An 18,710-nucleotide genomic window follows, 5' to 3' on the forward strand; every position below is an offset into this window, starting at 1 on the left:
GAGCGGCACGAGTCGGGTCCCGCCGCCCGCCGGCCGCGGCTTCGCCGGCGTCCGAGCCGGCCCGGCGGGCAGGACCGGAGCGCGTGCCGGCTCGACGGCATGATCCGGACGACGCCCGGTGTCGTCCGGCCTCCGGTCGGGGACCCGCTGCCTCCGTCACTTGACGCAAGCACCGGCAATGGGTTGCATACGTTCTGTGATCGTGCACCCCGCTCCAACTGCCTGTTTCCGTACGTCTTCGAGGACTCCGCTCCGGGCAGGGGGCACCGCGTCATGGACCCGGTGATCATCGTCGGCGCGGGGCCCGTGGGGCTCACGCTCTCCCTTGCGCTGGCCCGCCACGAGGTCCCCTCCGTGATCCTCGACGAGAGCCCGGGCAAGGAAGAGCAGCGGTTGGCACGCACCGTCGTCCTGCGCGAGGACACCGCCGCGCTCGTCGAGCGGCTGACCGGATTCCCGCTGGACGCGGCCGGTCTGCGTTGGGCCGGATGGCGGTCGATGCGGCGCAAGCAGGTGATGCGCGAGATCAGGTTCGACGGGGACGGCACGGCCGCCACGGAGGGTGGCACGGGGCGCCCCGGCGGCGCCGTGGTGCCGGCCCAGAAGCCCGGCGGCGCGCGCGGCTCCGTCGGCGCGGGAGGCTACGGCGCCGCACACGGCCCGGCCGGCGCCCAGGGACCCGTCGAGTCCGGTCAGGCCCCACCGCTGCACCTCGCCCAGCACGTCCTGACCGCCGTTCTGCGCGAGGCCATCGCCCGCGAGCCGCTGGCCAGGATCGCGGTGAACAGCCGGCTCGACGCCCTGGAGCAGGAGAAGTCCGGCGTCACCGCCCACACCCGCGGCCCCGAGGGCACCTGGTGGCGCGGCAGCCACCTGGTCGCCTGCGACGGTCCGCGGTCGACCGTGCGCAAGCTCCTGGACATCCGCTTCCCGGGCCGCACGGCCGTGGAACGGCACGCCGTGGCGGCGCTGCGCACCGAGCTGCCCTGGCACGGCGAGGCGGTGCTGCACCGGATGCCGCCCTGGCGGACGACGGGCCCCTCGGCCGGTGAGGTGACCGGACGGCCCCTGCCGGACGGCGTGTGGCGTCTGGACTGGCTGCTGCCGCCGGGCAAGGACCTGGTCACCCCCGACCTGCTGGTGGCCCGTATCCGGGAGACCCTGGCCGGCTGGAGCGGCGGCCCCACACCCCCGTACGAACTGCTCGACACCGGTGTCCACACCGTCCACCACCGCCTCGCCCGCCGCTGGCGCGTGGGCCGGGTCTTCCTCGCGGGAGACTCCGCGCACCTGCTCGGCGCGCTGGGCACCCAGGGTCTGGACGAAGGTCTGCGGGACGCCGACAACCTCGCCTGGAAACTGGCACTGGCCTGGCACCAGGGCCCGCACGAGGCGCTGCTCGACAGCTACCAGGCCGAGCGCCGCGCCGTCGTCGCCGCCCGGCTCCGCGCCGCCGACCAGGCGCTCCCGCTTCTGCGCGGGGGCGGAGGACTGCGTTCGTACGTCCCCGGCTCGGCCCGCGGCCACGACGCGCTGCTCACCGACGGCCACCTGGGACGCGGTTCGCTGGGCGCGCCGGGGGCGTACGCCGATTCGCCGCTGGCCCCCGAGCCCAGCGAGGCGGCGGCAGCGGTCGCCACGGCGCCGGGCTCGCCGGTGACGGACGTACGGGTGACCGCCGAGGACGGCTCCTTCGTTCGGCTCCGGGACCGGCTGGGCCGGGCGGTGCTGCTCGTGGTGCTGATCGCGCCGGGAACGGGCGTGTGGGAACGCAAGCACTGGGTCTCGGCGGGCATCATGCCCCGGCTGGCGGCCGCCGTGACCGCGCTGCCGCATCCGGCCGAGCTGCTGGTCGCGGAGAGCTACCCGGGGGCGGCAGCGCACACCGTGCTGCTCGTCCGTCCCGACGGCCACCTGGTCACCGCGCTGAGCGGCGTCCGCCCGGCCGACCTCTACGCGGCGGCCGAGGCGACCCTCGGCGGACCGGCACGGACGGGGGCGCAGGCGACGGCGGGCAAGAGCTGAGGCGCGGGCGCGCCCGGGTCGCGGCGCGTTGGACGCCACCTCGTGCGGGCCTGGAGCGGGCGGCCTCCACGGCTGCGTGGATGCCCAGAGACGCCGTGCGTCCGTCCCGCCGCGCCCTCCTCGCGACCCCGCCACGGGTTCTTCTTGAACCGGAGCCGAGCGGGGCGCGGGCCCGACGCGAGCCTTCCTGGCGACGGGCCAGGTCACGCGGTGTCCGTCCGCCTCCCGGCTCACCGCGCGGTCCACATAGTGACAGTGAGTTGAACCGCCCGCGTCGTCGTGGTCTACTCCCGATCGTGACCGACACCTGCGTGCATCTGTGGCGGAGGGTCCACATGGACCTCGTCCGCTATGCGGGCTGCGTGTGTCGTCCGTCCTGCTGAATTCGCCTCCCTCCTCCCGCGTGCCCGCCTTCGTCGGCGCGGCGCGCCCCCACGCGAAAAGCCCAGGACGGTACCCGTGTCTGTGTCACCCTCTGTCTCCGCACCCGCGCACACCCCCACCCAGGCCGAACTGCTGGACTTCGTGCGCCGCGCGGCCGCTGACGCCGCACTGATCGACTCCCTGCCGCTCGACCCCGAGGGCCGTACCTGGGTACGCCTCGAAGGCCCCGGCGGCAGCGAGGCCTGGCTCATCGGCTGGCCGCCGGGCACCGGGACCGGCTGGCACGACCACGCCGACTCGGTCGGCGCCTTCCTCACCGCGTCGGGCGAACTCAAGGAGAACTCCCTTGCCGCCCGTCTGCCCACCGACGGCTGGCGCACCCTGGAACTCACCGAAGGCGTGGACCGGGAGCGGCGCCTGACCGCCGGCAAGGGCCGCTCGTTCGGCCGTCACCATGTGCACGAGGTGCTGAACGAGTCCACGGAGGAGCACGCGATCTCCGTGCACGCCTACTATCCGCCCCTGCCGCAGATCCGCCGCTACAGCCGTACGGGCCAGGTGCTGCGCCTCGAGCAGGTCGAACGTCCGGAGGACTGGCAGTGAGCACGCGTCCCGAACGACCCGTGGGAATCGACGAGTTGCTGGAGCGGGTCCGCGAGGGCCTCGACCGCGTGACGGCCGAGGAGGCGTACGACGCCACCCGCACGGACGAGGCCCTGCTGGTCGACATCCGGTACGCGGCCCTGCGCGAGCGCGACGGACTCATCCCGGGCGCCCTGGTCGTCGAGCGCAACGAACTGGAGTGGCGCCTGGACCCCCAGGGCAGCCACCGCGCCCCGGAGGCCACGAGCCATGACCTGCGGGTCGTGGTCGTCTGCAACGAGGGCTACGCGTCGAGTCTGGCGGCTGTGTCGCTGCGGCAGCTGGGACTGTGGCGGGCGACCGACCTGGTCGGCGGGTTCCAGGCGTGGAAGGCAGCCGGACTCCCCGTGACCCCTGCCTCGTAGGGGACCTGTAGGGGATGGCCCTGCGGCACCCGTGCAGGTCCCGACGCCGTGGGGCGGCCTCCGCGCCGGGGTGCGGTTGCGGGGATTACTCGGCGGCACCGGGGCAGGTCCCGGCGCCGTGGGGCGACCTCCGCGCCGGAGTGCGGTTGCGGTTGCGGCAGTCGTGCGCCGAAGTGGGCGCCCCTTGTCGTAAGGCGTCCGTGCACAGGTGTCTGTGCATCGCTGTGGCCCGGCGTCTCCCGCGGGGGTCAACCCCGCTTCGGCGAGCGGGAGTTGCCGCGACCTCGGCACCGGAGTCGTTTGCCCCCCGGGGTGCCACCGGCGCGGGGCAGATCCGCGTTACCGCCGTACGGGCCCCGAACGCGGTCGGCGCCCCCGCGCGTCCACCGAGTTCAGGGCCCGTGACCGGACAGCCGGTGCGGCACCGCTGAGCTAACGCTGACGGACCGGTCCGTCACCCACGGAGCGGACGGAGTCCGTGCGGCCGACCGCGCCGTCACGCACGCCCAGCCCAACGCGCCTACTCGGTCCCCCCACGCTCGCCTGATCGTCCCGCCCTTCCACCCTCCCCGCGCGCCCGGTCGTCACGTCGGCCGCGCCGTCACGCACGCCCGATCGTCACTCCGACACCCCCGACGCCCCCACCCGGTCCTCACGGCCACCCCCGCCGGGACAGAAGCCCGCCCGTCCCCGCCGCCCCCTGAAGCCAACCTCCCAGTTCTTCCCCGGAGATCAGAAAACCTCGTCCCCCAGCCCTTCCGTGTCCTCGCCCTCTTCCTCCAGGGCCTGTCGGACCACCCGGAGCGCCATGCCCTCGGAGTAACCCTTGCGGGCGAGCATGCCCGCGAGACGGCGCAGCCGCTTGTCGCGATCGAGGCCGCGAGTGGAACGCAGCTTGCGGGCCACGAGCTCGCGCGCGGTCGTCTCCTCCTGCTCGGAGTCGAGCCGGCCGACGGCGTCGTCGATCAGCGTCGAGTCGACCCCCTTGGTCCGCAGCTCCCGCGCGAGCGCCCGGCGGGCCAGACCCCGGCCGTGGTGCCGGGACTCCACCCAGGCGTCCGCGAAGGCACCGTCGTTGATCAGTCCGACCTCCTCGAACCGGGACAGCACCTCCTCCGCCACGTCGTCCGGGATCTCGCGCTTGCGCAACGCGTCGGCCAGTTGCTTGCGCGTGCGCGGGGTCCCGGTGAGCAGGCGCAGGCAGATCGCCCGTGCCTGCTCAGCCGGGTCCCGCGGGGGCTCCCCCTGCTCGGCCCTCGACGAGAAAGGGGGGCCTCCGTCCTGTGTGCCGGAGGTGTCACCGGGCGGGTCGCCGAATCCCCCGCGCCGCCGACGGCCCCGGTTTCGTCCGCCCCCGCGCGGACCCCCGTCACCCGCCCGCCGGCCACCGCCACGGCGCGGCCCGTCCCCCGACGGATCCCCACCTTCGGCAGGACCACCCTCGGCTCCGTCGCCGAACGGCCCCGCGGAGCCGTGAGCGTCGCCGTCGTACGGCCCTTCGGCGTCGTACACCTCACTGCCCTTCCACCCGTCGCCGTCCGGGGACGACATGCCGTCCCGTCGGGACGGCCGCCCTTCGGGGGCGACGGGTCGGGCGTACTCGGCCCAGTCGGTTCGCCGTGTCACGGACTAGCTCTTTGCCGCCGCGGCCTTGGACTTGGTGGTCTTGGCCGCGGGAGCGGGCACCGTCTTCGCGGCGTCGTCCGGAGCGACCGAGACCGCCGCGTCCGCACCCGGTTCGGCGGCGGGCTTCTCCGGCTTCACGCCGACGCCCAGCTTCTCCAGGATCTTCTTCTCGATCTCGTTGGCGAGGTCGGGGTTGTCCTTGAGGAAGTTGCGCGCGTTCTCCTTGCCCTGGCCGAGCTGGTCGCCCTCGTACGTGTACCAGGCGCCGGCCTTGCGCACGAAGCCGTTCTCCACGCCCATGTCGATCAGGCCGCCCTCGCGGCTGATGCCCTGCCCGTAGAGGATGTCGAACTCGGCCTGCTTGAAGGGCGGCGCGACCTTGTTCTTCACGACCTTGACGCGGGTGCGGTTGCCGACCGCGTCGGTGCCGTCCTTCAGCGTCTCGATGCGGCGGATGTCCAGACGCACCGAGGCGTAGAACTTCAGCGCCCGGCCACCGGTCGTGGTCTCCGGGGAGCCGAACATCACGCCGATCTTCTCGCGGAGCTGGTTGATGAAGATCGCGGTGGTCTTCGACTGGTTCAGCGCGCTGGTGATCTTGCGCAGGGCCTGGCTCATCAGTCGGGCCTGGAGACCCACGTGCGAGTCACCCATCTCGCCCTCGATCTCCGCACGCGGCACCAGGGCCGCGACCGAGTCGATGACGATGAGGTCGAGCGCGCCGGAGCGCACCAGCATGTCGACGATCTCCAGGGCCTGCTCGCCGTTGTCCGGCTGCGACAGGATGAGGTTGTCGATGTCGACGCCGAGCTTCTTCGCGTACTCGGGGTCGAGGGCGTGCTCCGCGTCCACGAACGCGACCTGGCCGCCGGCCCGCTGGGCGTTGGCCACCGCGTGCAGGGTCAGGGTCGTCTTACCGGAGGACTCCGGGCCGTACACCTCCACCACTCGGCCGCGGGGCAGGCCGCCGACGCCGAGAGCGACGTCGAGTGCGGTCGATCCGGTGGGGATGACCTCGATGGGCTCGTTCGGCCGCTCGCCCAGGCGCATCACCGCGCCCTTGCCGAATTGCCGTTCAATCTGTGCGAGCGCGGCGTCCAGCGCCTTCTCGCGGTCGGTTCCTGCCATGGGTTCCACCCGATTTGCTTGAGTCGATCGCTTCACGTCAAAGACGCTAACGCCTGCCACTGACAATGCGCCTCGACGCCCGCCCGCCCTGTGGATAACTCGGACACTTCTGCCTGAAATCCCCGTCGAAAGCCCTGCCGGAGACTCCATAAGAATGGATGTTCGATTTTAGTGTCAAGCGCACCACGCGGGCTCACGGGGTGCGAGTGACCCTGCTTCGGGTCTCTGACACAGAGCCCGGCATCGAACGCCCCGACCTCGGCACCGACCCGGCACCAAGGGCCCACCGCGCCCCGGACGCCGCGTCGGACCCGAGCCGACGAGGCCCAGGCCGGGGCCTCTTCCCGAGCCCTGCTCCTCCCTTTCCCGACCCCTACTCCCCGCCCCCCTACTTCCGTGGGCGTACGGCAGAAGACTTCGGCCGTAGGACGACCCCGGAGCCCCTCCCGCCGAAGCTGGTCCCATGCAACGTCGCAGTGGCTCCCGCGTCCCCGCCGGTATCGCCGTCACCGCCCCCGCTCCCCCGGCCGCACCGCTTCCCGTCCGCGCGGCCGCCGCCCGCTCCCGGTGGAGCACGGCACGTGCCGCCGAGCGCTTCTGCCACGCCACCGGCATCGCGCTCACCCTGTCCGGTCTGGCCCATCTGGTGGTGTTCGCCGTGGACGGCGGCCCTTGGGACGGCCCGGTCTCCTGGCGCAAGCCCGTCACCTTCGGGCTGACGCTGATGGCGGTCACCTGGGTCACCTCGTATCTGCGGATGGGGGCCCGGCTACGGACCGTGCTGCTCGTGGTCTTCGCCGCGGACTGCGTTCTCGAGGTCGGCGGGATCACCCTTCAGGCCTGGCGCCGGGTGCCCTCGCACCTCAACATGGAGACCGCCTTCGACACCGGGGTGTCGATGACGCTGGCGGTGGGCGGCGGCGTGCTCGTCGTGGTGCTCACCGCGTTCGCGCTCGCCTCGTTCCGGCGGCGGCCCGACGGCCCATCGGGAATGCCGCTCGCGCTGCGTTCCGGATTCGCGATCCTGCTCGTGGCTCTGCTGTCGGGAGCCGCGATGATCGCGCGCGGTGTCGTCCTCACCCGGACCGGCCACCAGACGGCGGCGTACGACTCGACGGCCCCGCTCAAGCCACTGCACGGCGTCAGCCTGCACGCCGTGCTCGTGCTGCCGGCGGTGGCCTGGCTCCTCTCGCGCACGTCGTGGAGCGACCTGACGAGGCGGAGGCTCGTGCTCGCGGCGGTGGCCTGTTACGGCACGGCGGTGGCCGCCGCGGGCGGGTGGGCGCTGCTCGGCCTCTGAGGACTACTCGTCCCCGGACTCCGTCTCCTCCTTCTCCCCCGTCTCCCGCCGGGTCCGCAGCCCGCGCGCGCGTCTCAGGAGGCTGCCCGGTCTGCGCCCCCGGTGCCCGTGGACCCGCGGGTCGTCCGTGACGTCGTACCGCTTCACGTACGCGCCCAGGAACGCCTGGAGCGTGGCGACCGCCGGGATGGCGACGAGCGCGCCGACGGCACCGAGGAGCGCGGTGCCCGCGATGACCGAGCCGAAGGCGACCGCGGGGTGGATGTCCACGGTCTTCGAGGTCAGCTTGGGTTGCAGTACGTAGTTCTCGAACTGCTGGTAGATCACGACGAAGAGCAGCACCCACAGCGCGTACCAGGGATTGACCGTGAACGCGATCAGCATCGGCAGGGCGCCCGCGAGATAGGTGCCGATGGTGGGGATGAACTGGGACACCAGGCCGACCCAGACCGCGAGCACGGGCGCGTAGGGGATACCCAGGGCCTGGAGGAGGACGTAGTGCGCGACGCCCGAGACCAGCGCCATCAGACCGCGCGAGTACAGGTAACCGCCGGTCTTGTCGACGGCGATCTCCCAGGCGCGCAGCACCTCGGCCTGCCGGGCGGGCGGGAGCACGGAGCAGAGCGCGCGTCGCAGCCGCGGCCCGTCGGCGGCGAAGTAGAACGAGAACAGCGCGATCGTCAGCAGCTGGAAGAGGCCGCCCAGCACCTGCGCGGACACGTCCAGGACGCCCGTGGCGCTGTTCTGCACGTACTTCCGCAGCCAGTCCGAGTGGACCAGGCTGTCCTGGATGTCCACCCGTCTGAGGTCGGTGTGGAAGGTCGCGTTGATCCAGTTGATGACCGAGTCGAGGTACTCCGGGAAGCTCTCGACCATCTTGATGATCTGACCGGCGAGCATCGAGCCCAGGAGTGTGACGAAACCGGCGGCCACGACCATCGCGCCGAGGAAGACGAGGAAGGTCGCGAGCCCCCTGCGCATCCCGTGCCCGGCCATCCAGCTCACCGCGGGCTCGATGGCGAGCGCCAGGAAGAACGCGATCAGGATGTTGATCAGCAGGCCGGTGAGCTGGTGGAACGCCCAACTGCCCAACTGGAAGACGGCGATGAGGGCGAGGGCGAGCACCATGGCGCGCGGCAGCCAGCTGGGCATACGTCCACCCCGTCCGGCGGCGTCCCCGGCCGGAGGGCCTGCGGGCGGCGTCGTACCGAACGGCGACGGGTGCTGGGCGACCTGCGAGGTCTCGTCTGTCGGGGCCACGGAGCAAGTCTCGCCCACACCACCGACAATCGGCTCCACTCGTCCGATCTCGTGACCCTTCAGCGGCTCAGGGGGCCGGGTCTCGGGGCCTCGCGGACTCCCGGCTGCCGGGTTCCGACGCCGGTTCCGACGCCGGTGCCGACGCCGGCACTGGTGCCGGTACTAGTGCCGAGTCCGCCATCCCCGCCCGCCGTCCGCCGTCCGCCGTCCGCCGTCCGCCGTCCGCCAGGCTCCACGGTCCTGCCCGGGTTCCGCTCCCGATGTGTCAGCGGTTCTCGTGCGGCACGTTCATGGCCGTGCAGACCACCCGCCACACGTCTTTGGCCTCCCAGCCCGCGTCCAGTGCCTCCTGCACCGTGCGCCCGCCGAGTTCCGTCATCACGTGATCGCGCGCGAAGGTGTCGGCGTACCCCGCCCCGAAGTGATCCGCCATCCGCTGCCAGAAGACCGTCAACCGCATGACACCAGTATCCCGCCCCTGAGGGTGGGCCCCGGCCGGTACCCCTTGCCGGAAACGCTTTCCGCCCTACGGTCTGACCCATGGCCGAAAACGGAGCATCCCCACTCCCCCCGACGCCCCCGGCGCGGACCCCGCTCTCGCGCGCCGAGCACTTCGTCTGGCTCACCGCGCGCGTGCTGGAGCAGCGGCGTTTCGCGTACCACTTCCTCGACGACGGCGACGGGAACGCGGACGCGGTGGAGACCGCGCTGGCCGCGTACCGCAACGAGGACGGCGGGTACGGTCACGCGCTCGAACCCGACCTGCGCGGTCCCGCGAGCCAGCCGCTGCACACCGCGCACGCGCTGCGCGTGCTCGACTCCATCGGGCGGTGCGGCGGACAGCGGGTGGAGCGCGTGTGCCGCTATCTGACCTCCGTGTCGACGCCGGACGGTGCCCTGCCCGCGATCCATCCCAGCCAGCGCGGCTATCCGGCGGCCCCGTTCGTGCCGGTGGTGGACGACCCGCCGAGCGATCTGCTGGCCACCGGGCCCGTGGTGGGCCTGCTGCACCGCAACGAGGTGTGGCACGCCTGGCTGTTCCGGGCCACCGACTTCTGCTGGCAGGCCGTGGAGTCCCTGGAGAAGTCCCACCCGTACGAGATCGAGGCCGCGGTCGCCTTCCTGGACGCGGCACCCGACCGCTCGCGCGCGGAGGCCGCCGCCGACCGGCTGGGCCGCCTGACGCGCGAGCAGCGGCTCGCGGTGCTGGATCCGGCCAGGCCGGACGCGTACCCGGTGGCGCCCGGTTACGCGCCCGGCGAGCACCACTTCCCGTACGACTACGCGCGGACGCCGGACTCCCTCGCGCGCGCGTGGTTCACCGACGACGAGATGGCCCGCTCACTGGACCATCTGACGAGCGAGCAGCGGGAGGACGGCGGCTGGCCGGTCCGCTGGCGCCAGTGGGCCCCGGGAACGGCCCTGGAGTGCCGCCCCATGGTGACGATCGAGGCGTTGCGCACGCTGCGCGCGTACGGACGGCCGTTGAGCTGACCGCGCCGGTGGGCGACGGCCTCGTCCGCCGAGGGGGCGAGGCCGTCCCGGCGTAGGCGCGGTGCCGCCGCTCGACGAGCGGACCGGAGGCCGAGAGGCGAGAGGCGAGAGGCGAGAGGCCGAGCATGGCGGGGATCGGCAGCCGTGACCGACCCCAAGGACTCAAGTCGAGCGGAGCGGCGATCGGGCGCCGTAGCCGGCCCCGAGGCCGAGGCCGAACACGGCGGCGGACCGCCACCCCGGCCGCCCTGCCGGCCGGCCCGCACGGCCGCCACCCCCGCCGCGTCAGCCCGTCACCGCCCGCACTCCGGCCGTCACCGCCACCGCCACAAGCACGACGAGCAGGAAGGGCGCACGCAGGATCAGGGCCACCGCGGCCGCCGCGAGTCCGGCGGCCTTGGCGTCCAGCACCAGCGCGCGCCCGTCCGCGAAGGTCTGCTGGGCCGTGAGGGCGGCGAGCAGGGCGACCGGCAGGAGCGCCGCGAGGCGCTGGACGAGGGGCCGTTCCAGGACGCCCGCGGGGACCAGCAGTCCGACGAGTTTGACGAGGTAGCAGCCGACGGCGGTGGCGCCGATCGCGATCCAGATGTTCAACGGTCTTCCTTCCGTTCTTCGCCGGTCTCGGTCATCCTCCGGCGGCCGGTCGCCCACAGGACGGCGGGGGCGGCCAGCGCGGCCACCAGGACGGGCACACCGGCGGGCAGGACCGGGAGCAGGCCGAGTCCCAGGACGACGGCGACGCCCGCCACCGCGCGCTCGGTACCGGACTTCAGCATCGGCGCGAGGAGCGCGAGGAAGACCGCCGGACCGGCGGCGTCCAGCCCCCAGGCGTCGGTGTCACCGATGGCCTCGGCTCCCATCGCGCCGAGCAGCGTCGTCAGGTTCCACAGCACGTAGAGCGTGAGTCCGGTGACGGTGAAGCCGATACGGACGCTGCGCCGCGTGGGCTGGGCGAGCGCCACGGCGGTGGTCTCGTCGATGACCCACTGCGCGGCGAACGGCCGCAACGCGCGCGGGAGGGCCAGCAGCTGCGACAGACGGAGCCCGTAGAAGGCGTTCCGCACGCCCAGGAAGAACGCTCCGGCCGCCGCCGTCAGCGGGTTGCCTCCGGCGGCCAGCGCGCCCACCAGCGCGAACTGGGAGGCGCCGGTGAACACCAGGAGGCTGAGTGCGCAGGTCTGCAGCAGTGTCAGCCCGCTGCCCGCCGAGGTCACCCCGAAGGCGAAACCGGACAGGCCGACGGCGACCCCGACTCCGAGTGCGTCTCGTACGACGGCGGCGTCGGGTTTCCCCGCCTGCCGTCCGTCCCCGCCTGTGTCCCGGTCGTCCTGCGTGGCGTGGATGTCCCGCGCTCCCCGGGTGTCCTCCGCGTCTCCGTCCCGTCGGGTCCGGCCGCCGGGTCGGTCCTGGTCGCGTGCGTCTGCGGTTGCTGGCTGTTCTCCCACGCCCCCGACGGTAGGAGAAGACCGTCCGGCGGGTCTTGTACGTTCTTGCGCGGCCCGTCGCTCCGCTGGTCCCGCACGCCTTCGCCCGCCTTCAGGCGCTCGCGCTGGTACGCGCCCGGCGGCACCCCCACGATCCGGGTGAAGTGGCGGTTGAGATGCGGCTGGTCGGTGAAGCCGACCGCGACGGCGGCCTCCACGGGGGCGGTACCGGCGTCCAGGAGGTGCCGTGCGCGCCGTACCCGGGCGTCAGTCAGCCAGGTGTGGGGCGGCATCCCGTAGGTGTCCCGGAAGGCACGCAGCAGCGCGAACGGACCGGCACCGAGGTCGGCGGCGAGCCGCTCCAGGGACGGCGGGTCGGCCATGCGCTCCTCGAGCACGGCACGCGCGCGTGCCGCGATCCGGGCGCCCGCGGTGCGTACCGCGCGGCGCGGCATCGGCCCGCCGTTCAGCCGCAGCAGCCGGGTGACGGCCACCCGCAGGAGCGTGTCGGCGGCGAGCGCGTTGCCCTCGTCGGCCGCCCGGAGCACCTGGTGGACCAGGCGGGCGGCGTACGGATCGTCCAGTACGGGGCTGGTGAAGCCGGGCGTGCCGTGGATCCGGGTGGTCTCCGCGGCGATCTCGGCCACCAGGTCCGGCGACGGGTACACGGCTCCGTACCGCCAGCCCTCGGGGACGCCCGCGCGGCCCGTGTGCGGGGTCTCCGGATTGACCAGCGCCAGGGAGCCAGGGCCCGCGTACTGGTCGGCGCCGCCGTGGTGGAAGACCTCGACGCCCTCGGAGATGGCGGCGATCACGAAGTTCTCGTGGGTGTGCCGAACGAAGATCTTCTCGACGTAGCTGGCGCGCAGCAGGTCGACACCGGGCAGCTCCGCGTACTGCCAGTGCCGTGCCCGCTCCCCGGAACCCGCCATGCACTCCATTCTGCGCCAGCCCTCGCCCCGCCCTTCTCCCGCCGCCGCACCGCTCCTCGTTTCCGCAGGTCAGGCGCGATGTCAGTGGCCGGGTGCAGGATGGACGCATGGCGAGCTCTGCACATCGAGCCCTCGAGGGCTTCTCCCCCGCGACCCGCGGCTGGTTCACGGGGGCCTTCTCCGCGCCCACCGCGGCCCAGGCCGGGGCGTGGCAGGCGACCCGTGAGGGCTCGGACGTGCTGGTGGTCGCCCCGACCGGTTCCGGCAAGACACTGGCCGCCTTCCTCGCCGCGCTGGACCAGCTGGCGTCGACCCCGCCGCCGGCCGACCCGAAGAAGCGCTGCCGGGTGCTGTACGTGTCACCGCTCAAGGCCCTCGCGGTCGACGTGGAGCGCAATCTGCGCAGCCCGCTGACCGGTATCCGGCAGGAGGCGGTCCGGCTCGGCCTGCCCGAGCCGGAGGTGAAGGTGGGCATCCGCTCCGGTGACACCCCTCCCGCGGAGCGCCGCGCCCTGTCCACCCGCCCGCCGGACATCCTGATCACGACCCCGGAGTCGCTGTTCCTGATGCTCACATCGGCCACGCGCGACGCGCTGACCGGCATCGAGACGGTGATCCTGGACGAGGTGCACGCCGTCGCGGGCACGAAGCGCGGGGCGCACCTGGCGCTCTCCCTGGAGCGCCTGGACGAACTGCTGCCCAGGCCCGCCCGCCGCATCGGCCTGTCGGCCACGGTGCGCCCGGTGGACGAGGTGGCACGCTATCTCTCGCCGCGCCGCAAGGTGGAGATCGTCCAGCCGCCGTCGGGCAAGGAGTTCGACCTCTCCGTCGTCGTCCCGGTCGAGGACCTCGGCGAGCTGGGCGGTTCCCCGGCCTCCGACGGCAAGGAGGGAGCCGAGAAGCCCTCCATCTGGCCGCACGTCGAGGAGCGGATCACCGACCTCGTCCTGTCCCACCGGTCGACGATCGTGTTCGCGAACTCGCGCCGCCTGGCGGAGCGCCTGTGCAACCGGCTCAACGAGATCGCCTACGAGCGGGCCACCGGCGAGACCCTGGAGGAGCACCACTCGCCAGCGGAGCTGATGGGCGGCTCGGGTGCGGCGCAGGGCGCCCCCACGGTCATCGCGCGCGCCCACCACGGTTCCGTCTCCAAGGAGCAGCGCGCCCTCGTCGAGGAGGACCTCAAGGCCGGCCGCCTGCCCGCGGTGGTCGCCACGTCCAGTCTGGAACTCGGCATCGACATGGGAGCGGTGGACCTGGTCGTCCAGGTGGAGTCCCCGCCGTCCGTGGCCTCCGGCCTGCAGCGCGTGGGCCGCGCCGGACACCAGGTGGGCGCGGTCTCCACGGGTGTCGTCTTCCCGAAGTACCGGGGCGACCTCGTCCAGGCCGCCGTCGTCACCGAGCGGATGCGCACCGGCTCGATCGAGTCCCTCCGGGTCCCGGCCAACCCACTGGACGTGCTGGCCCAGCAGATCGTCGCGATGACCGCCCTCGACACCTGGCAGTTCGACGACCTCCTGGCCACGGTGCGCCGTGCCGCCCCCTTCGCGGCGCTCCCGGAGTCGGCGTTCACCGCCGTGCTCGACATGCTCGCGGGCCGCTATCCGTCGGACGCCTTCGCGGAGCTGCGTCCGCGCGTGGTGTGGGACCGGGTCGCCGGCACGATCACCGGCCGCCCCGGTGCCCAGCGCCTCGCCGTCACCTCCGGGGGCACGATCCCCGACCGCGGTCTCTTCGGCGTCTTCCTCGCGGGCTCCGACCCCAAGAAGGGCGGCGGCCGGGTCGGCGAGCTCGACGAGGAGATGGTCTACGAGTCCCGGGTCGGCGACGTCTTCACGCTGGGCACCAGCTCCTGGCGCATCGAGGACATCACCCGCGACCGCGTCCTCGTCTCGCCCGCGCCCGGTGTCCCCGGCCGGCTGCCGTTCTGGAAGGGCGACCAGCTGGGCCGCCCCCTCGAACTGGGCCGCGCGCTCGGCGCGTTCCTGCGCGAGGTCGGCTCGCTGTCCAAGGACGACGCCCGGGTGCGGCTCCTCGCCGCCGGGCTCGACGACTGGGCCGCTGACAACGTGCTGTCGTACCTGTCCGAGCAGCGCGAGGCCTGCGGGCACATCCCGGACGACCGCACGATCGTCGTCGAGCGGTTCCGTGACGAGCTGGGCGACTGGCGGGTCGTCGTGCACTCCCCCTTCGGCGCCCAGGTGCACGCCCCCTGGGCGCTCGCGCTCGGCGCCAAGCTCTCCGAGCGGTACGGCATGGACGCCCAGGTGATGCACGCCGACGACGGCATCGTGCTGCGGCTGCCCGACGCCGACCTGATGGGCATGGACCTCCTCGACCAGGAGCCCGTCAAGCTCGGCCGGGAGTACGACGCGGAGCAGGCGCCCGTCGGCGCCGCGGACGTCGTCTTCGACAAGGGCGAGGTCGACCAGGTGGTCACCGACCAGGTCGGCGGGTCGGCCCTCTTCGCGTCCCGGTTCCGCGAGTGCGCGGCCCGCGCGCTGCTGCTGCCCCGCCGCAGTCCGGGCAAGCGCACTCCGCTGTGGCAGCAGCGCCAACGCGCGGCCCAACTGCTCCAGGTGGCGAGCGAGTTCGGTTCGTTCCCCATCGTCCTGGAGGCGGTCCGCGAATGCCTCCAGGACGTCTTCGACGTACCGGGCCTCACGGAGCTGATGGGCGACATCGAGTCGCGCAAGGTGCGCCTGGTGGAGGTCACCACCCCGGAGCCGTCGCCGTTCGCCCGCTCCCTGCTCTTCGGGTACGTCGCGCAGTTCCTGTACGAGGGTGACTCGCCGCTCGCCGAGCGGCGCGCCGCCGCCCTGTCGCTGGACTCGCGGCTGCTGGCGGAGCTGCTGGGGCAGGCGGAGCTGCGCGAGCTGCTCGACGCCGACGTCCTGACCGAGCTGGAGCGGGAGCTCCAGTGGCTCACCGACGACCGCCGGATCAAGGACGTGGAGGGCGTCGCCGACCTGCTGCGCGTACTGGGCCCGCTCACGGACGCCGAGCTGGCCGAGCGCGGCGCCGAGCCGCAGTGGGCCCAGGAGCTGGCCGGGGCCCGCCGCGCCATCAAGGTCAGGATCGCCGGTGCCGAGCACTGGGCGGCGATCGAGGACGCCGGCCGGCTGCGCGACGCGCTGGGCACGGCCCTGCCCGTCGGTGTCCCGGAGGCCTTCACCGAACCGGTCAAGGACCCGCTGGGCGACCTCCTCGCCCGGTTCGCGCGCACGCACGGCCCGTTCACGTCGCACGCGGCGGCGGCCCGCTTCGGACTCGGCACGGCCGTCACCGAGGGAGCGCTCCAGCGGCTCGCGGCCAACGGACGTGTCGTACAGGGTGAGTTCCATCCAGCGGGCATCGGCCAGGAGTGGTGCGACGCGGCCGTCCTGCGCCGCCTGCGCCGCCGGTCCCTGGCCGCCCTGCGCCACGAGCTGGAGCCGGTGCCGCCCGCCGCGCTCGCGCAGTTCCTCCCCCAGTGGCAGCACGTCGACAGCGGGCACGGCCTGCGCGGGGTCGACGGACTGGTGCGTGCCGTCGAGCAGTTGCAGGGTGCGTCCGTGCCCGCGTCCGCCCTGGAGAAGCTGGTCCTCCCGTCCCGCGTCTCGAACTACACGCCCGCGATGCTCGACGAGCTCACCGCGGCCGGAGAGCTCGTCTGGGCCGGCGCCGGCGCCCTGCCCGGCAAGGACGGCTGGGTCTCGCTCTACCTCGCCGACGCGGCCCCGCTCCTCCTGCCGCCGGCGCACCCGCTGGAGCTGACGGCACTGCACCAGTCCGTCCTGGACACCCTCTCCGGGGGCTACGGCCTGTTCTTCCGTCAGATCGCCGATCAGGTCCGCGCCACCACGCACCCCGACGCCACCGACCCCCAACTGGCCGAAGCGGTCTGGGACCTGGCCTGGTCCGGCCGCCTGACGAACGACACCCTGGCGCCGATGCGCGCCCTCCTGGGCTCGGGGCGCACCGCCGGATCCACGGCGCACCGCGCGAAGCGTGCCGTCCCGCGCGGAAGGTACGGCTCGTTGACGGCCGCGGCGCGCTCCCAGTCCCGTACGGGACCTCCGACCGTCGCCGGCCGGTGGTCGCTGCTGCCCGAGCGGGAACCCGACCCCACCGTGCGCGCCCACGCGCTGGCCCGCACCCTGCTCGACCGCCACGGAGTGGTGACCCGGGGCGCCGTCGCCGCGGAGGGTGTCGAGGGCGGCTTCTCGGCGGTGTACCGCATCCTGTCCGCCTTCGAGGAGACCGGCCAGGCCCGTCGCGGTTACGTGGTGGAGGGCCTCGGCGCCGCGCAGTTCGCGATGGACGGCGCGGTGGACCGCCTGCGCGCGGCGGCGAACGCACGGGACCGGGGCGAAGCCCTGCCCGCGGAGGGCTTCTCGTCGCCGTTCCCCGCAGCGGACCCCGGCTTCCAGCCCGACTTCACGGGATCGCGGGGCGCCCCGGACTTCGGGTCCGAGTTCCCCGCAGAGACGGGGCGCGGCCCCGCCGTACCCACGGTGGACGGCAGCGATTCCCGCAGCTCCCCCGCCGACTTCGGCACACCCCCGGGCGCCGGCTTCCTCGACGGCTCCGGCGCGGCGAGCGACTTCCGATTGCCCGGCGACGGCGACGGTACCTCGGACGACTTCCCCTTCCCCGGCGACTTCGGCTCGCGGAACGGCTCCGACCCCTTCGCCACCGGTCCCCGCTCGGGACGTCCGGGCCGCCCGACCGGGAACCGCGGGTGGGCGAACGGCGCCTCCCCGAGAGGCGGCGCCCCAGGCGGCCGCTCCCGGTCCAACGGCACCAGCCGGGCCGTGGTCCTCGCGGCCGCCGACCCCGCGAACGCCTACGGCGCGGCGCTGTCCTGGCCCGAGCCCCCCACCGGCGCCGGCCACAAACCGGGCCGCAAGGCTGGTTCCCTCGTCGTCCTGGTCGACGGCGAGCTGACGCTCTACATGGAGCGGGGCGGCAAGACGCTGCTCGCCTGGCCCTCCACCCCCGATTCCGAGGTCACCGACGACCCCCGCCTGCGGTCGGCCGCGGAGGCCCTGTCCCTGGCGGCCCGCGCGGGCTCCCTCGGCACGGTCACCGTGGAGAGGGTGAACGGCGCCTCCGCGCTCACCGCCCCACTCGGCACGCTCCTCGAAGCGGCGGGGTTCATCGCGACCCCGCGCGGCCTGCGGATCCGCGCGTGAGCGGGCCGACGCCTCCGGCGAACCCCTCGAACCCGTGCGACCCTTGAACCCATGCCCGAAGGAGACACCGTCTGGATGGCCGCGAAGCGACTGCACACCGCCCTCGCGGGCACCGTGCTGATCCGCTCCGACCTGCGCGTGCCCAAGTTCGCCACAGCCGACCTCACCGGCCGCACCGTCCTGGACGTGACGCCGCGCGGCAAACACCTCCTCACCCGCATCGAGGGCGGCCTGACGCTCCACTCGCACCTGCGGATGGACGGCTCCTGGAAGGTGTTCGAGAACGGCCGCCGCTGGACCGGCGGTCCCGACCACCAGATCCGCGCCATCCTCGGCAACGCCGACCGCACGGCCGTCGGTTACCGCCTCCCCGTACTGGAGCTGCTGCGCACCGCCGACGAGGAGCGGGCCGTCGGCCACCTCGGCCCGGACCTCCTGGGCCCCGACTGGGACCCCGACAAGGCGCTGGCCAACCTGCGGCGCGACCCCGACCGAGCCCTCGGCGAAGCCCTGCTCGACCAGCGCAACCTCGCCGGTATCGGCAACGTCTACAAGAGCGAGCTGTGCTTTCTCCTCGGCGTCACTCCCTGGCTCCCCGTCGGCGAACTCCCCGCGGACCGCGCCGCCCTGCTGACCCCGCTGGCCCAGAAGCTCCTCCAGGTCAACCGGGACCGCCCGAACCGCGTGACCACGGGCCGCCCCGAGCAGAAGTTGTTCGTGTACGGCCGCGCGGGCCGCCGCTGTCTGCGGTGCGGGACGCGCATCCTCGTGGCCGAACAGGGCGACGGCTCGCGCGAGCGGCCCACCTACTGGTGCCCGTCCTGCCAGCCCGGCCCCACACCGCCCGGCACGGCCCCCAGGACCGCGGGACCGACGTCGCGCAGCGTGCCCCGCTGACCCGGACCCCGTCGCGGAACGGCCGGAATGCCACCCCGCACGACTAATTGACGACC

14 protein-coding genes and 1 pseudogene are annotated in these 18,710 nt (G+C 73.5%); 8 read left to right on the forward strand and 7 right to left on the reverse strand.

What is annotated here, in order from left to right; genetic code table 11:
- The first annotated feature begins 273 nt into the window (after positions 1–273).
- The 4 genes from ACFYQQ_RS04480 to ACFYQQ_RS04495 all read left to right on the forward strand — a co-directional run bounded on the left by ACFYQQ_RS04480 (position 274) and on the right by ACFYQQ_RS04495 (position 3,416).
- The gene (locus ACFYQQ_RS04480) at positions 274–2,025 is read left to right on the forward strand and encodes an FAD-dependent monooxygenase (RefSeq protein WP_355783339.1); all 1,752 of its coding nucleotides are present in this window, start codon (positions 274–276) and stop codon (positions 2,023–2,025) included.
- 80 nt (positions 2,026–2,105) lie between these two features.
- A complete protein-coding gene (locus ACFYQQ_RS04485; protein WP_355783336.1) occupies positions 2,106–2,408 on the forward strand; it encodes a putative leader peptide in 303 nt (100 codons plus the stop codon).
- 76 nt (positions 2,409–2,484) lie between these two features.
- Complete coding sequence (locus ACFYQQ_RS04490; protein WP_355783333.1) at positions 2,485–3,012, forward strand: cysteine dioxygenase; 528 nt, start codon at positions 2,485–2,487, stop codon at positions 3,010–3,012.
- Complete coding sequence (locus tag ACFYQQ_RS04495; protein WP_355783330.1) at positions 3,009–3,416, forward strand: rhodanese-like domain-containing protein; 408 nt, start codon at positions 3,009–3,011, stop codon at positions 3,414–3,416. Before ACFYQQ_RS04490 ends, ACFYQQ_RS04495 begins: the two co-directional genes overlap by 4 nt.
- Positions 3,417–4,148: 732 nt before the next feature.
- Here ACFYQQ_RS04495 and recX read toward each other — a convergent pair.
- Complete coding sequence (recX, locus tag ACFYQQ_RS04500) at positions 4,149–5,042, reverse strand: recombination regulator RecX (protein WP_355783327.1); 894 nt, start codon at positions 5,040–5,042, stop codon at positions 4,149–4,151.
- A gap of 3 nt (positions 5,043–5,045) precedes the next feature.
- Positions 5,046–6,170, reverse strand: coding sequence for a recombinase RecA (gene recA / locus ACFYQQ_RS04505; RefSeq protein ID WP_355783324.1), 1,125 nt, complete (start codon positions 6,168–6,170; stop codon positions 5,046–5,048).
- A 463-nt stretch (positions 6,171–6,633) separates the two neighbouring features.
- Here recA and ACFYQQ_RS04510 point away from each other — a divergent pair, with 463 nt between their 5' ends.
- Positions 6,634–7,470, forward strand: a complete 837-nt coding sequence (locus ACFYQQ_RS04510; protein WP_355783321.1) for a hypothetical protein — start codon at positions 6,634–6,636, stop codon at positions 7,468–7,470.
- A gap of 3 nt (positions 7,471–7,473) precedes the next feature.
- On the opposite strand, the gene ACFYQQ_RS04515 is transcribed toward ACFYQQ_RS04510, so the two are convergent.
- Positions 7,474–8,730 (reverse strand): AI-2E family transporter, encoded by a 1,257-nt coding sequence (locus tag ACFYQQ_RS04515; RefSeq protein ID WP_355783318.1) that lies wholly within the window; start codon positions 8,728–8,730, stop codon positions 7,474–7,476.
- A gap of 265 nt (positions 8,731–8,995) precedes the next feature.
- Entirely contained in the window at positions 8,996–9,190 is a 195-nt protein-coding gene (locus ACFYQQ_RS04520; protein ID WP_355783315.1) for a DUF3046 domain-containing protein, read from the reverse strand.
- Positions 9,191–9,270: 80 nt separating this feature from the next.
- On the opposite strand from ACFYQQ_RS04520, the gene ACFYQQ_RS04525 reads away from it, so the two are divergent.
- Positions 9,271–10,224 (forward strand): hypothetical protein, encoded by a 954-nt coding sequence (locus ACFYQQ_RS04525; protein ID WP_388903359.1) that lies wholly within the window; start codon positions 9,271–9,273, stop codon positions 10,222–10,224.
- Positions 10,225–10,509: 285 nt separating this feature from the next.
- On the opposite strand, the gene ACFYQQ_RS04530 is transcribed toward ACFYQQ_RS04525, so the two are convergent.
- The 3 genes and pseudogenes from ACFYQQ_RS04530 to ACFYQQ_RS04540 all read right to left on the reverse strand — a co-directional run.
- Complete coding sequence (locus tag ACFYQQ_RS04530; protein WP_355782593.1) at positions 10,510–10,818, reverse strand: AzlD domain-containing protein; 309 nt, start codon at positions 10,816–10,818, stop codon at positions 10,510–10,512.
- Positions 10,815–11,567 (reverse strand): AzlC family ABC transporter permease, encoded by a 753-nt coding sequence (locus ACFYQQ_RS04535; protein ID WP_355782606.1) that lies wholly within the window; start codon positions 11,565–11,567, stop codon positions 10,815–10,817. Before ACFYQQ_RS04535 ends, ACFYQQ_RS04530 begins: the two co-directional genes overlap by 4 nt.
- Positions 11,568–11,830: 263 nt before the next feature.
- Positions 11,831–12,589 (reverse strand): annotated as a pseudogene (locus tag ACFYQQ_RS04540) (AraC family ligand binding domain-containing protein); the annotation flags it as partial.
- Positions 12,590–12,687: 98 nt separating this feature from the next.
- Between ACFYQQ_RS04540 and ACFYQQ_RS04545 the strand changes: the two are divergent.
- Positions 12,688–17,757: an ATP-dependent helicase gene (locus ACFYQQ_RS04545; protein WP_356172443.1), complete on the forward strand. Its 5,070-nt coding sequence runs from the start codon at positions 12,688–12,690 to the stop codon at positions 17,755–17,757.
- Positions 17,758–17,808: 51 nt separating this feature from the next.
- Positions 17,809–18,654, forward strand: coding sequence for a DNA-formamidopyrimidine glycosylase family protein (locus ACFYQQ_RS04550; protein ID WP_355793524.1), 846 nt, complete (start codon positions 17,809–17,811; stop codon positions 18,652–18,654).
- Positions 18,655–18,710: the final 56 nt, after the last annotated feature.

The sequence above is a fragment of the Streptomyces sp. NPDC005496 genome, from assembly GCF_042872045.1.
In the GTDB taxonomy this organism is placed as follows: Bacteria; Actinomycetota; Actinomycetes; order Streptomycetales; family Streptomycetaceae; genus Streptomyces.